Below are 13,299 nucleotides of genomic sequence, written 5' to 3' on the forward strand. Positions count from 1 at the left end.
CACACAGGGAGTACGGGAACCATGAGCACCAAGACCACGAACAGCGCCACCGCCCGCAAGGTCGTCGGCTCGCTCGGCGTCATCGGCGCCGCTGCCGCCGTCGCCGGCATGGGCACCTTCGGTAGCTTCACCGACAGCACCACCCCGGTGAACACCACCATCGAGTCGGGCACGCTCGACATCAACCTGACCCAGCAGGGCTTCACCGTCCCGCTGACCACGGCCGGCTTCGTGCCGGGCGACTCGCTCACCCGCGCCGTGAACCTGATCAACGCCGGCAACGTCTCGCTCAGCTCGGTCACCCTCAACACGACCGTCGCCACCCCCAGCGTCCTCACCACCGACGTGACGAACGGCCTGCAGATGGCCGTCAAGTCCTGCTCGGTCCCGTGGACCCAGGGCGGCACCTCCACCGCGGCCACCTACACCTGCGGCGGCACCGAGCGCGTCCTCGCCTCCGGCCCGGCGGTCAGCAGCCTGATCCTCAACAACCCGGCCTCGCTGGCCGCGGGCGCGACGGACTACCTGACCTTCTCCATCTCGCTGCCTGCCTCGGCCGACAACACCTTCCAGGGCCGGTCCGCGGAGCTGAGCCTGACCTTCATCGGCAGCCAGCGCACCGGCACCGCCCGCTGATCACGGCCTGACGACTCGGAGATCTCGTCATGACCACCGTCCTCCCTGTCCGCCCGGGGGCAGCCACCGAGCTGCCCCCGGGAGCGGACGAGCGCTCCTCCGCCGGCCGCCGGGCCGGCCGGGCCGCCCAGCTCCTGGGCCGCCTCGTGGTTCGCGCAGTCCCGTGGCTGGTCCGCGGAGCCATGGTGGCCGCCGTCCTGATCTTCGCCGTCCTGGCCCTCGGGCCGCACCTGCTCGGCTACCGCACGATGACCATGCTGACCGCGAGCATGGCTCCGGAGATCGACCCGGGTGACGTCACCGTCGTCACGCCGATCTCGGTCTCCGAGGTCACCGAGGGCATGGTGATCGCCTACCACAAGCCCATCGACGACCGCAGCCTCGTCACCCACCGGGTCGTCTCGGTGGAGAAGACGAACGGAACCGTCACCGTCCAGACCAAGGGCGACGCGAACGACGCGATCGACCCGTGGACGGCGACGCTCGAGGGAGACACCGCCTACGAGGTGCGTGCCGTGATCCCCGAGCTGGGCCACCTGATCCAGGCCCTGCGGGCCCCGGTCGTCACCGAGGTCCTGCTCTACGGCGCCCCGACCCTCCTGGTCGGCTGGGTCCTCCTGACCATCTGGCGCCCCACCCCCACCGAGGACGACGAGGAGCAGTCATGACCACCGTCCGCCGTGCCCTCCTCCTGCTGGGCCTCGTGACCGCCGTCGTGCTGGGGCCCCTCGGGCCCGCCGCCGCCCCGGCCGGCGCCGCGCTGGCCGACTCGGCATCGGTGACGACGACGATCTCCACCGCGACCGTCGCCCCGGTGACCAACCTGGTCGGGAACCTCGTCTGCAGCACGCCGTCGACGATGTCGGCGACGTGGACGCGCAGCACCTCGGCCCGGGTCAGCGGCTACACCGTGAAGGTGCACTTCAGCGACGGCTTCGTCCAGAGCGTCGAGCTGCCCGCGACGGCGACCAGCTGGAGCGCCACGATCGACAAGTACTACGTCACGGCCTACTCCATCCAGTACTCGGTCACCACCAAGACCGATTACGGCTGGACCACCGAGAGCGCGAAGACGTCCAGTTTCCGGTGCTGACCGGGCGCACCCCGCGCCTGCCGCCGCACACCTCACCGCTCGCACACCACGATCCGAACGAAGGAGGCCCGACAGTGAGCACCAGCATCCGCCGCGTCCTGACCGTCCTCGGCCTCACCCGCGTCGTCGTCCTCCCCGCCGGCGCCCGCAGCGCGCCGGTCGAACGAGCGGCGGTGGCGTCGTGCTGACCGCCCTGGTCGTCGACGACGAGCCCGACGCCCGCCGCCGCGTGGCCGGCCTCCTCCGCCTCGGCGGATGGCAGGTCAGCGAGGCCCCCGACGCCGAGGACGCGCTCCGCCAGGCCGCCGCCACCGACTTCGACCTCGTCGTCACCGACGTCTCGATGCCCGTGATGCAGGGGCCGGCGATGCTCCGCCGGATGCGGCACGACGGCTCCCGCGCCCGCTTCCTGGTGGTCACCTCCGACCCGACGGACGACGTGCGGGCCCAGTCGGTCGCCGCAGGTGCCATGGCGTGCCTCGCGAAGCCGGTCGAGGCCAGCATCCTTCTCGACTTCCTGCGCAGCCGGACCACGGGGCCGGCTGCGCAGGGCACTCTTGCCGCCGTCCCGGACCTGGTCGAGGACGACGATCCGGACCTGGACGACGAGCTGATGGGCGGCTCCAGGCGATGTACGCCGACGCGCTGCCGGCGCGGTTGTCGGCCATCGCGGCCGGCACCCGCCTCGGCGACGCCCCGGCCGTCGTGTCGGCCGCGCACACGCTGGCCGGCACCAGCGGACAGCTCGGGCATCCCGAGGTGGCCTCCATCTGCCGGGAGATCGCCGCGGACGCCCGCCGAGGCGTCATGGCGCACGCCCGCGTCGTCCAGCTCCAGGAGCTCGCCCTCGCGGTCTGAGCGCTCGCCCCACCACCACGACACCCGGACGGAGGACCGCCATGCAGCACAACCACGACGACCGGCCCACCGTCACGCCGCCGCTCCCGGTCGCGCTGGTGGTGGACGACTCGTTCGCCGCCCGCGCCCGGATCGCCCAGCTGCTGCTGCTCGGCGGCTGGCGCGTCCAGCAGGCGGTCGGCATGGACGACGCCCTGCGGCTGGCCGCGCTGATCGGGCCCGAGCTCGTCGTGACCGACATGGTGATGCGCCGCGGGCACGGGGCCACCCTCATGCGGCGGCTGCGCGAGCAGGGCTGCACGGCCCGCTTCCTGGTCGTGACCGCCCGTCGCACCCAGCAGGTCAGGGCGTTGGCCGCCTCCTCCGGTGCACTGGCCTGCCTGGGCAAGCCGGTGGACCCGCGACTGTTCGTCGACGTGATGCGCGGGCTCTCAGCGACCCTCGCGCCGCGGCGGCCGCCGAGCCGGAGACCGCCGCGCCCGTTGCCGAGTCCGGCGCGCGCACGACCGAGATGTACCTGAGCGCCCTCCCCCACTGGCTCGCCACGATCGCGACCGGCGCCCAGCAGGGCGACGCGGCCGGGGTGGCCGTGGCCGCGGAGGCGCTGGCCTCGGCCAGCGAGCGGATGGGTCAGGCCGAGATCGCGTTCCTCGCGTCGACCGTGGCGCACGACGCGCGGCGCGGCACCGTGACGCACACCCGCCTGGTCAAGCTCGTGGAGCTGTGCGCGCGGATCGATCAGAAGGGCCGCACCGTCGCGGTCTGACCGCCCCGCCGCACGCCGTGCCTGCTGGAACGGCCGCCCGTCAGCGGCCCGCGCCGCGGCGTGGGGGGAAGGGTGGTCCTCTGTCAGGCGGCGACGAGCCGGTAGCCCACCCCGCGCACGGTGCGGATCTCGGGTGAGCTGAGGCCCGCGGCGAGCAGCTTGCGACGCAGGTTCGACATGTGCGCCTCGACCAGCCGGAGGTTGCCCTCCCAGTCGGTCTGCCAGACCTCGCGGAGCAGCGTCTCGCGCTGCAGGACGCGGCCCGGCCGGGAGGCCAGCGCGGCCAGCAGGTCGAACTCGGTGCGGGTCAGGTCGACGACGGCGCCGTCCACCCGGACCTCGCGGCTCTCCTCGTCGACCTCGAGCTCGTTGAGCCGGCGGACCGACTCCTCGGCAGCGGCGGCGGGCTCGGGAGCCGCACCCTGGCGGGGGAAGCGCAGCATGGCCTGCACCCGTGCCACGAGCTCGCGCGGCGAGAACGGCTTGGCCATGTACCCGTCGGCGCCGACGGCCAGGCCGATCAGCAGATCGACCTCCTCGGCGCGGGCGGTCAGCATGAGGACGTAGCACTGCGTCTCGGCACGGATCTGCCGGCAGACCTCGGTGCCGTCGGCGTCCGGCAGACCCAGGTCGAGCACGATGAGGTCCGGCGCGTCGCGACGCACCTCCTCCAGGCAGGCCTGCCCGGAGACGGCTTCGCGGACGTCGAACCCGGCCCGCCGGAGCACGGTGGAGACGAGCTCGCGGATCTCGTCGGTGTCCTCCACCACGAGCACGGACTGTGCGGGCACGACCTCTCCTCCTCGCCTTCGCTGGTGCGGCGCGGCGGACAGGGTCCACCGTTCACCTGACCGGGTGATCGGCAGGGCGCAGCCGCAGCTTGAGCCGAGCGGCGCGGCGGGGTCTCACCCGTCCGGGTGAACGGCCCGCAGCTCGAGGGCCAGCGAGTCGATCGGCGGCGTGCGGCCGGACCGGACGGCGGTGAGCGCGAACCCTCGGTCGCCGGCCAGGCGCCGCACGGCGTCGGTGACCGCCCCCTCGGTGTCCTGGCTCATCAGCGAGCAGGCGACGAGCACGCGGCCGCCGGGTGCGAGGACCCTTCGTACGACGTCCCACTCCGGCGCCGGAGGGGTCCAGAAGGCGCGCACGTTGACCGAGCAGACCAGGTCGAAGGCGCCGTCGGGCAGATCGGCGTCGACGAGGCCGGACGCGAACAGCCGCACCCGGCCCGCGTCGACGGCGGCCCGGTTGCGGCGGGTGGCCGCCGCGACCATCGTGGCCGACCGGTCCACCGCGGTGAGGGTCCCGGCGGTCAGCCGCTCCGCCAGCAGGGACACGAGCACCCCGTGGCCGCAGCCGACCTCCAGGACGCGCGCGGTCGGTGCCGGATCGGCGACCTCGGCGGTCCACACCAGCCGTGACGACGCGGCCATCGGCCTAGTTGAGGTCGCGGGTGTTCTCCGGCAGCGAGCCGCCGCCCACGACGGCGGCCACCGCGTCCTGCAGGGCGGTCAGGGCGACCCGCTGGGTGTACGGGCCGGTGGACACCCGGGCGACGCCGAGCTCCTCGAGCTCCCGCACGGGCAGGGAGCGCCGCGGAACGCTGATGACGCTGAGCCGTTGCGGGCCCAGCGCCCCAACCAGCGCCGCGATCTCGTCGCGGCGGACCACGCCCGGCACGAAGACGACCGGGGCGCCGGCCGCCAGGAACGCCCGACCGCGCCGGATCGCCTCCTCGACCAGCCGGCCGCGGTCGGCGTCCGCCGGGGCGTGGAGGAAGGCGTCGGTGCGCGCGTTGAGCACGAAGTCGATGCCGGCGTCGCGCCCGGCCGCGACCACCGCCTCGACGGCGGCCACGGCCTCGTCGAGGGGCCTCATCCCGTCCTCGAGGTTGCCCCCGACGGCGCCCGCCTCGATGACCCGCCGCGCGGTCCCGCCCGGATCGCCGTACCCGGCCTCGAAGTCCATGGTCACCGGCAGCTCCACCGCCTCGACGATGCGAGCGACCATGTCCAGGTGCAGGTCGAGCGGGATGCGCTCGCCGTCCTCGTAGCCGAAGGTGGCGGCGATCGAGTGGCTCGCCGTCGCCAGGGCGCGCACGCCGTCGGTCGCCGCCACGACGCGGGCGGAGACGACGTCCCAGACATTGGTCAGGACCAGGATCTCCGGTGCCGTGTGCAGGTCGAGCAGCGTGCGGGCGCGAGACGCCGGATCGGGCATGCGAGGCAACCTATCCGGCACGCGGCGCTGACCTCGACACTTGACGAACCCGACTTAGGTCAGGCTAACCTGCATCCGGCGCCCAGGGTCGACCCTCTGGGAGGGGACCCTGCTCGCGCGACCGGTGAGGCGGCTGGAATGTACGTGTGCCACTGCAACGTGGTGACCGACCGCGACATCCTCGAGTCCATCGCCAACGGCGCCCGATGCGTCGCCGACGTCGCCCGCGACACCGGAGCCGGCCGCACCTGCGGGAACTGCATCTCCTCGCTGCGCGAGCTCGTGTGCCAGCATTGCCCGGTCCGTGCCGAGCGCCGTGCTGAGACTGCGGCCGAGCCAGAACTGGGAGTCGCTGGTGCAGCCCGTTAGCCCCCGCGTGGTCGAACTGCTCAACGATGCTCTGACCTTCGAGCTGACCGTCACCAACACGTACTTTCTGAACGCCCGCATGCTCGACGCCTGGGGTCTGCCCAAGCTCGGCAAGGTCTTCTACGACCTGTCCATCGACGAGATGCGCGACGCCGACGACCTGATCCAGCGCGTGCTGCTCTTCGACGGTCACCCGAACGTCCAGCGGCTGGGCGCGATCCGGGTCGGCGAGACGGCCGAGGAGATGCTGGTCCTCGCGCTCGACAGCGAGAAGGCCGCGGTCGCGCAGTTCAACGCGTCGGCGCAGGAGTGCCACGACCTCGGCGACCACGGCACCGCCGCGGTGTTCGAGGAGATGGTCCGCGACGAGGAGAAGCACGCCGACTGGTTCGAGGCCCAGCTCGCGGCCATCGAGCGGGTCGGGTCGCCCCAGTACCTCGCCGCGCAGATCTCCACCGAGACGCCCTGACCGGCGGACGGACCCCGGTGCCGCAGCACCGGGGTCCGTCCGCCCGTCAGCCCAGCCGGTCGCCGAGGTCCTCGAGGATCAGCGTCGCGGCGGTGAGCCCGATGCCGGTGTAGAAGACGTCGTCCTCGACGGCGAGCGCGCGGCCGTCCCGGACGGCACCGAGCCGCGGCCACAACGGTCCGCCCAGGACGGCCGCCTCGCCGGAGTCCCGCGCCTCGCCGTACGACGAGTACAGGACGATTTCCGCGTCGGCCCGGGTGAGCTCCTCCGCGCTCAGCTCGGCGAACGTCGGCACCTCGGCGGTGGGCAGCTCCAGCTGGTCCAGGCCGATGTCGGCGAGCACGGTGCCGATGAACGACTCCGGCGTGTACACACGGATCGCGCCCTCGACGAACCGCACCGCGCTCACCGTCGTGCCGGAGGGCTCGCCGATCGCCTCACCGAGGTCGGCCGCGGCCGTCTCGTACTCGTCGAGAGCCGCCTGCGCCTCGTCCTCGCGGCCGAGTGCCTCGGCGGCCAGCGCGACGTTCTCCTTCCAGACCGCACCCACCCGCTCGGCGAACACCGTCGGCGCGATCTGCGACAGCTCGTCGTAGAGCTCCTGGTGCCGCACCTTGTTCGACAGGATCAGGTCGGGCTCGAGCGCCGCGATGGCCTCCAGGTTCGGTTCGCCGATCGTGCCCACGCGTTCGACGTCGGCTGCGCCCTCCGCCAGGTAGCTGAGGAAGCCGGACGACACGTCGGTGGTGACGGCGCCGACCGGCGTCACGCCCAGCGAGAGCGCCGAGTCCAGTTCCCCCGTGTCGAGGACGACGACGCGCTCGGGCCGCTGCGCGATCTCGGTCTCCCCCATCGCGTGCTGCACGGTGCGGGGGAAGGCGGCGTCCTCGGCCGCGGTCGAAGTGGTCCCCGGGTCGGACTCGGCGGCGCTGGCGCAGGCCGGGAGCGCGAGGACGGCGACGAGGGCGAGCGCGCCGCGGGTGTGGGAGGTCAAGCCGGCTCCTTCTCGAGGTCGCCGCGCGTCGGTGGGGCGGCGACTGGATCTGCGACGCGGCCCTGTGCGAGACTGACCGCGAGCCAGGTGAGGCTAACCTAAGTAGGGCCGTCGGCGACCGCCGGCCACCGACCGGGAAGAGGACGCATGACCGTCGAGGCGCTGCAGATCCCGGTCTACCGGCCGTTCGCCGCCCGGGTCTGGCGGCTGCAGCGGCTGAGCCCGAGCTTCCTGCGCGTGACGTTCACCGGGTCCGACCTCGATCAGTGCGCGCCGAACGGCTTCGACCAGCGGATCAAGGTGCTGCTGCCGGTCCCCGGCCACGGCCTGGCCGACTGCCCCACCGGCGGTGACTGGTACGGCGAGTGGCGGGCCCTGCCCGACGAGCGCCGGCAGCCGATGCGCACCTACACGGTCCGCCACTGGCGGCCCGGGCCGGGCGGAACGGGCACTGCCGAGCTGGACGTCGACTTCGTGCTGCACGGCTCGACCGGTCCGGCGTCGGCCTGGGCCGAGCGCGCCGCGGTCGGCGACGAGGTGGCGCTGGTCGCCCCGAACGCGCACTTCCCCGGCCCCACGGGCGGCTTCGAGTGGCGTCCGCCGGCCGGCGCCTCGTGCCTGCTGCTCGCCGGGGACGAGACCGCCGTCCCCGCCATCTGCGCCATCGCCGAATCGCTGTCCCCGGGTCAGCGGGCGCGCATCCTGCTCGAGGTGCCGACCGCCGCCGACGTCCTCCCGCTGACGGTGGCCGACGGCGTCGAGGTCACGTGGCTGCCGCGCTGGCCGGCCGACGCCGCCGTCCCGGCGCCGCACGGGCAGCTGCTCACCGCCGCCGTCGTGGCCGCGGTGCGGGACCTGCCCGCCGCCCGGATCCCCGCTCCGGTCACGCCGCTGGACGACAGCGACATCGACGTCGACACGGGGATCCTCTGGGAGGTACCGGAGGACGGCGTCGGCTCGTCGGGCCGCTACGCCTGGCTCGCCGGCGAGGCCGGCATGGTCAAGGGCCTGCGCCGGCACCTGGTCCAGGAGGCGGGCTACGACCGGATGTCGGTCGCGTTCATGGGCTACTGGCGCCGGGGCCGCGTCAGCGACTGACCGACTCCGTTTGACACCCTGTCACCGACCGGTGTCACATGGAGCGATGACCGCCGATGACGTCCTGGCCATGGACGGACTCAGCATCATCGGCACCGTGGGGTTCTTCGTCCCCGCCGCGGTGCTGATCGCCCTGGTCGTCGGCGCCGTCGTGCGCGACCGGCGGCTGTCGGCGCAGCAGGAGGCCGCCGACGCCGAGCGCGCCGCCTTCGAGCGCGAGGCGATCAACGATCCCCCTCGAGCTGACTGAGCGCCTGCTCCAGCGCCGCCTCCACCGCCGCGGCCATCTCGGACCGGAACGCCGCCAGCACCGCCTGCGCCGCGACCGGCTGCAACCGCGCGACGGTGTCCCGCACGCGCTCGAGCTGCTCCGGGGGCGCACCGGCGTCGACGAACGCCTTCCACCCGGTCTGCACGAACATGCGGACGTAGGTCTGGGCGATCTCCCGGACGTGCTCGTTCACCGTGGTCTGGGCGTCGATGAGGTCGTCCGGGGGAACGCCGAGCCCCACCACCTGGAGGCCGGCGGTGAGCAGTGCCGGGTCCAGCACGCGCAGGGTTCCGTCGCCGCGGCGTTCGAGGATGCCCAGCTCGGCCAGCCGGTCGACCAGCCGCGAGTCCTCCGGCACGCCCGCCCGCGCCGCCAGCTCGGCACCGGTCGTCTCCTCCGGCTCGGGCGGCAGCCAGGGCGCCAGCAGCGCACGGTGCAGGGCCAGCGTCGCCGAGCTGGCCGTGGCCGGCGCCGAGTCGAGGGTGCGCTCGATCATCGCCAGCGAGTAGCCCTCGGCCAGCATCTCGCGGACCAGCAGCAGCCGGGCGATGTGCTCCCGGCCGTAGTAGCCGGTGCGGCCCACCATGCGCGGTGGCGGCAGCAGACCGCGTGCCGAGTACGCGCGGACGTTGCGCACGGTGACGCCGACGCGCGCCGCCAGCTCGTCGACCGTCAACTCCCGGTCGTCGCCCGACTGCTCCCCCACGGTGGCCACGGACACATCGTCGTCACCGTGACCCCCGGATAAACAGATCGTTCTATGTATCAGTTGGTGATGTCACCGTGATGGGTGTTCCATAGCCGTCATGGCCAAGAGGGGGTCTCGTGCTGCTCGCTGCTGACAACCGTCCCGCCGGGGGCGCCGCGATCGGTGAGGTCATCCTCGCCACGGCCCTCGGGCTCGGCCTGACCGCGCTGCTGCTGGGGCTGGTCTTCCTGCACCGCACCCGCAGGTCGACGGTCCTGACCCGCATCGGCACCCGGCTGGGCACGGCCACCCGGGTCCCCGCCTGGGTGGCGTTGCCGACGGTCCTGACCACTGTCTCGCTGCTCGTCGCCCTCCTGGGCATGCTCTGGGACATCGCCCTGCACATCGGCGTCGGCCGCGACGAGGGCCCGTTGGCCAACCCGGCGCACTTCCTCATCCTCTTCGGCCTCTTCGGGGTCTTCGCCGGCGGCGTGCTGGCCTGCGCCATGCCGCTGGACGAGAAGCCCGGCCCCGCGGCCATCCGCTTCCTCGAGGGCTGGCACGTGCCGGTCGGCGGCATCCTGCTCACCGCCGCCGGGTTCTACGCGCTGCTGGGCTTCCCCCTGGACGACGTCTGGCACCGGATGTTCGGCCAGGACGTCACGCTGTGGGGGCCCACGCACCTGATGCTCATCGGCGGCGCGGGGCTGTCGATCATCGGACTGCTGGTGCTCGAGCAGGAAGGCCACGGCGGCCTGTCCACCGACGACGGCGACCGCAAGGTGGGCTCCATCGCGCGCTTCGTCCGGCAGGCCATGGCGATGGGTGGCCTGCTGCTCGGCATGTCGGTGTTCCAGGGCGAGTACGACTTCGACGTCCCCCAGTTCCGGTTGGTGCTGGAGCCGTTCATGATCGCCGGCGCCGCGGGCATCGCCCTGGTCGCCGCCCGGCTGTTCATGGGCCGCGGCGGCGCGCTCGCCGCCGCCGCGTTCTTCCTGGTGGTGCGCGGCGGGATCGCGCTGATCGTCGGACCGGCCTTCGGCGAGATCCTCCCGACGTTCCCCCTGTACCTCGGCTCGGCGATCGTGGTCGAGCTGCTCGCCCTGTCGGTGCCGCTGGTCCGCCGCCCGCTGGTGTTCGGGGCCGTGGCCGGCGCCGGCATCGGCACGCTCGGCCACGCCACGGAATGGGGCTGGACGCAGTTCACCCAGACCCTGTCGTGGAACAGCGACATCCTGGTCGAGGGCACGCTCATGGCCATCGGGGGTGGCGTGGCCGGCGGCCTGCTCGGCGCCCTGCTCGCCTCCGGCCTGCGCCGCCGGCTCCCCCGCCCGGCGGTGGCGCGCACCGTCCTCGTCGGCTGCCTCGCGCTGATCGCCGTCTGCGTCACCAACGGCCTGCTGGCCACCGTGCCGGAGGACGTCGACGCCACCTTCGCCATCGAGGACGTCCAGGACGACCCGCGGACGGCTAACATCAGCGTGCAGCTCGACCCGGCGGACGTTGTCGACGATCCGGCGTGGGTGCAGATCACCTCGTGGCAGGGCGACGGCCTGGTCGTGAACGCCCTCGAGCAGACCGGTGAGGGCGCCTACCGCACGACCGAGCCGATCCCGATCCACGGCACGTGGAAGGCGCTGCTGCGCGTGCACGACGGCCGCACCCTCACCGCGTTCGCGATCTACCTGCCGGAGGACGCCGCCCTCGGCGAGGACGAGATCCCGGCCGAGGACGGGATGACCCGCCCGGCGATCCCCGAGATCGACATCCTCCAGCGCGAGCTCAAGAACTCCGGCGGCGGGGTGTGGACGGTGGCCAACCTGGTCGTGCTGTTCTGCACGCTCGCCCTGATCGCCGCGATCTCGTGGGGCGTCGGCCGCTACTCCCGCCGGGCCAGCGTCCGCGAGCCCTATCCGGACGCGCCGGCGGACCCGCCGGTGGAGGACACCCGGACGGCGAGCGGCCTCGGCCAGGCCTGACCTCCCGTCCCCGAGAACCCGGAGTACCGCACGTGCGTTTCCCCTCCCCGTTGCTGCTCGCTGCCCTGCTCGCCGTCGTCGTCGGTGCGACGGGGTGTGCCGGCACCGACGCCGCCGAGACGTCGTCCGCCCCCTCGTCGTCCTCCTCGACCGCCTCCTCGACCGCCTCGGCACCGTCGACGTCCGCCGCGCCGAGCAGCGCGGCGGCGTCCGACGGCTCGCAGCGCATCGAGGTCCAGGTCGCCGGCGGCCGGGTCAGCGGCGACAGCGGGCGGGTGCCGGTCGCCCTCGGCGCGCCCGTGACACTCGTCATCACCAGCGACGTCGCCGACGAGGCGCACGTCCACGGCTACGACCTCCTCGCCGAGCTCGCGCCCGGCCGGCCGGCGGAGCTGTCGTTCGACGCCACGATCCCCGGGGTGTTCGAGGTCGAACTGCACGACGCCGGGACGGTGCTGCTCACGCTGCAGGTTCAGTGACGCCGCTGGCCCACGGGGTGGGGTCGCGCACCGACCTGCCCATCCCGCTCGGCCTGGCGCTGTACGGCGCCGGGGCCGCCATCCTGATCAGCTTCGCGGTCCTGCTGCTCTTCTGGCGCACCCCCAGGCTGGGCGGCAGCTCGTCGGGCCGCCCGTTGCCGGACGCCGTCCAGCGGCTGGCCGACAGGTCCCTCGTGCGGGGCGCACTGCAGGCGCTCGCTCTCGCCGCCGCCGTGCTCGTCATCGCGGTCGCGCTCGCCGGGCCGGCCGAGACCGACCGGAACCTGGCGCCGTGGGCCCTGTACGTCACCTTCTGGGTCGGCCTGGTGCCGGCCAGTCTGCTGCTCGGGCCGGTGTGGCGGGTGGCCAACCCATTGCGGCTGCTGCACCGCGGGCTCGCCGTCGTCCTCCCCCGACCACGCGGCGCCGACCGGTTACCCCGGCTGGGTCTGTGGCCGGCCGCGGTCTCGCTGGCGGTGTTCCTGTGGCTCGAGCTCGTCTACCCGGGGCGGGCGGAACCGGCGACCGTCGCCGTGTTCCTCATCGGCTACGCCGTCGTCCAACTGGCGCTCGCGGCGTGGTTCGGCGAGGAGTGGTTCGCCCGCGGCGACGGGTTCGAGGTCTACTCGGCGCTGATCGCGCGGCTGTCCCCGTGGGGACGACGGGACGACGGCCGGCTGGTGCTGCGCAGCCCGCTCGCCAACGCGAGCGCCGCGCCGCGGGAGCGCGGGCTCGCCGCGGTGGTCGTGGTGCTGCTCGGCTCCACCGCCTTCGACGGCCTGTCGCGGACGGTGTTCTGGCAGACCGGTCCCGGCGCGGCGAACGACACGCTGTCGGGCACCCTCGGGCTCGCCGCCTCGATCGCGCTGGTGGCCGTGCTGTACGTGTCCGGGGCACGGCTGTCGGGCCGCATGGCGGGGCAGCCCGGCGACGTCCAGCCGCGGCGGTACGCCGGCACCGTCATCCCCATCGCGCTCGGCTACACCGTGGCGCACTACTTCAGCCTGCTCGTGCTCGACGGCCAGAAGACGTGGATCCTCGCCAGCAATCCGTTCGGAGTCCCCGGCGTCGATCTCTTCGGCACCTACGGCAACCGGGTCGACCTGACCGCGGTCAGCACCGATGCGATCGCGCTGGTCCAGGTCGGGGCCGTCGTCCTGGGACACGTCCTGGGGGTCACGCTCGCGCACGAACGGGCACTGCTCTCGGCCCGGCGGGCCCGCGCGTCCGACCAGCTCCCCCTGGTGGTGGTCATGGTGCTGTTCACCGTCGGCGGTCTGGGGCTGCTGTTCGGCTTCTGACCTGCCCGGCCAGCAGCGGCCACCGGGTCATACGGACGGGTGACGGCGGCCGGTCTCGGCTACAGATCCCGCGCGGGG

Annotated in this window: 18 protein-coding genes and 1 pseudogene; 14 read left to right on the forward strand and 5 right to left on the reverse strand. The window is 73.5% G+C overall.

Features of this window, described 5'->3' with window-relative positions; translation table 11 throughout:
• The first annotated feature begins 21 nt into the window (after nt 1–21).
• From MVA48_RS09690 to MVA48_RS09715, 7 genes and pseudogenes are all read left to right on the forward strand, one after another.
• Nucleotides 22–636 carry a CalY family protein gene (locus tag MVA48_RS09690; RefSeq protein ID WP_246988261.1) on the forward strand — a complete coding sequence of 205 codons (615 nt, stop codon included), beginning with the start codon at nt 22–24 and terminating at the stop codon, nt 634–636.
• A 29-nt stretch (nt 637–665) separates the two neighbouring features.
• Nucleotides 666–1,304, forward strand: coding sequence for a signal peptidase I (locus MVA48_RS09695; RefSeq protein ID WP_246988263.1), 639 nt, complete (start codon nt 666–668; stop codon nt 1,302–1,304).
• Nucleotides 1,301–1,729: a hypothetical protein gene (locus MVA48_RS09700; RefSeq protein ID WP_246988265.1), complete on the forward strand. Its 429-nt coding sequence runs from the start codon at nt 1,301–1,303 to the stop codon at nt 1,727–1,729. Before MVA48_RS09695 ends, MVA48_RS09700 begins: the two co-directional genes overlap by 4 nt.
• Before the next feature lie 181 nt (nt 1,730–1,910).
• Nucleotides 1,911–2,231: pseudogene (locus tag MVA48_RS24100) on the forward strand (response regulator); the annotation flags it as partial.
• Nucleotides 2,232–2,359: 128 nt separating this feature from the next.
• Entirely contained in the window at nt 2,360–2,587 is a 228-nt protein-coding gene (locus tag MVA48_RS09705; protein WP_246988267.1) for an Hpt domain-containing protein, read from the forward strand.
• 41 nt (nt 2,588–2,628) lie between these two features.
• Nucleotides 2,629–3,108: a response regulator transcription factor gene (locus MVA48_RS09710; RefSeq protein WP_246988269.1), complete on the forward strand. Its 480-nt coding sequence runs from the start codon at nt 2,629–2,631 to the stop codon at nt 3,106–3,108.
• Complete coding sequence (locus MVA48_RS09715; RefSeq protein WP_246988271.1) at nt 3,099–3,353, forward strand: hypothetical protein; 255 nt, start codon at nt 3,099–3,101, stop codon at nt 3,351–3,353. The genes MVA48_RS09710 and MVA48_RS09715 overlap by 10 nt, the downstream gene beginning before the upstream one ends.
• Before the next feature lie 83 nt (nt 3,354–3,436).
• On the opposite strand, the gene MVA48_RS09720 is transcribed toward MVA48_RS09715, so the two are convergent.
• From MVA48_RS09720 to MVA48_RS09730, 3 genes are all read right to left on the reverse strand, one after another.
• The gene (locus MVA48_RS09720) at nt 3,437–4,144 is read right to left on the reverse strand and encodes a response regulator transcription factor (RefSeq protein WP_246988273.1); all 708 of its coding nucleotides are present in this window, start codon (nt 4,142–4,144) and stop codon (nt 3,437–3,439) included.
• 114 nt (nt 4,145–4,258) lie between these two features.
• Nucleotides 4,259–4,786, reverse strand: a complete 528-nt coding sequence (locus MVA48_RS09725) for a class I SAM-dependent methyltransferase (RefSeq protein ID WP_246988275.1) — start codon at nt 4,784–4,786, stop codon at nt 4,259–4,261.
• 4 nt (nt 4,787–4,790) lie between these two features.
• Entirely contained in the window at nt 4,791–5,573 is a 783-nt protein-coding gene (locus MVA48_RS09730) for an isocitrate lyase/PEP mutase family protein (RefSeq protein WP_246988277.1), read from the reverse strand.
• A 138-nt stretch (nt 5,574–5,711) separates the two neighbouring features.
• Here MVA48_RS09730 and MVA48_RS24105 point away from each other — a divergent pair, with 138 nt between their 5' ends.
• A complete protein-coding gene (locus tag MVA48_RS24105) occupies nt 5,712–5,942 on the forward strand; it encodes a (2Fe-2S)-binding protein (RefSeq protein ID WP_371821206.1) in 231 nt (76 codons plus the stop codon).
• Nucleotides 5,929–6,411: a bacterioferritin gene (gene bfr / locus MVA48_RS09735; RefSeq protein WP_246988279.1), complete on the forward strand. Its 483-nt coding sequence runs from the start codon at nt 5,929–5,931 to the stop codon at nt 6,409–6,411. The genes MVA48_RS24105 and bfr overlap by 14 nt, the downstream gene beginning before the upstream one ends.
• Before the next feature lie 46 nt (nt 6,412–6,457).
• Here the strand turns inward: bfr and MVA48_RS09740 are convergent, their stop codons facing one another.
• Entirely contained in the window at nt 6,458–7,405 is a 948-nt protein-coding gene (locus MVA48_RS09740) for an ABC transporter substrate-binding protein (RefSeq protein WP_246988281.1), read from the reverse strand.
• A gap of 147 nt (nt 7,406–7,552) precedes the next feature.
• Between MVA48_RS09740 and MVA48_RS09745 the strand changes: the two genes are divergently transcribed.
• The gene (locus MVA48_RS09745; protein ID WP_246988283.1) at nt 7,553–8,503 is read left to right on the forward strand and encodes a siderophore-interacting protein; all 951 of its coding nucleotides are present in this window, start codon (nt 7,553–7,555) and stop codon (nt 8,501–8,503) included.
• 46 nt (nt 8,504–8,549) lie between these two features.
• Entirely contained in the window at nt 8,550–8,753 is a 204-nt protein-coding gene (locus tag MVA48_RS09750; protein WP_246988285.1) for a hypothetical protein, read from the forward strand.
• On the opposite strand, the gene MVA48_RS09755 is transcribed toward MVA48_RS09750, so the two are convergent.
• Nucleotides 8,728–9,489: a MerR family transcriptional regulator gene (locus tag MVA48_RS09755; protein ID WP_246988287.1), complete on the reverse strand. Its 762-nt coding sequence runs from the start codon at nt 9,487–9,489 to the stop codon at nt 8,728–8,730. The genes MVA48_RS09750 and MVA48_RS09755 overlap by 26 nt on opposite strands.
• A 110-nt stretch (nt 9,490–9,599) precedes the next feature.
• Here MVA48_RS09755 and MVA48_RS09760 point away from each other — a divergent pair, with 110 nt between their 5' ends.
• The 3 genes from MVA48_RS09760 to MVA48_RS09770 are packed head-to-tail and all read left to right on the forward strand — an operon-like array spanning nt 9,600 to nt 13,221.
• On the forward strand, nt 9,600–11,441 hold the full coding sequence (locus MVA48_RS09760) for a hypothetical protein (protein WP_246988289.1): 1,842 nt from the start codon (nt 9,600–9,602) through the stop codon (nt 11,439–11,441).
• A gap of 32 nt (nt 11,442–11,473) precedes the next feature.
• Nucleotides 11,474–11,920 (forward strand): hypothetical protein, encoded by a 447-nt coding sequence (locus MVA48_RS09765; protein WP_246988292.1) that lies wholly within the window; start codon nt 11,474–11,476, stop codon nt 11,918–11,920.
• Nucleotides 11,917–13,221, forward strand: coding sequence for a hypothetical protein (locus MVA48_RS09770; protein WP_246988294.1), 1,305 nt, complete (start codon nt 11,917–11,919; stop codon nt 13,219–13,221). The genes MVA48_RS09765 and MVA48_RS09770 overlap by 4 nt, the downstream gene beginning before the upstream one ends.
• Nucleotides 13,222–13,299: the final 78 nt, after the last annotated feature.

It is taken from the genome of Blastococcus sp. PRF04-17, assembly GCF_023016265.1.
GTDB lineage: Bacteria > Actinomycetota > Actinomycetes > Mycobacteriales > Geodermatophilaceae > Blastococcus_B.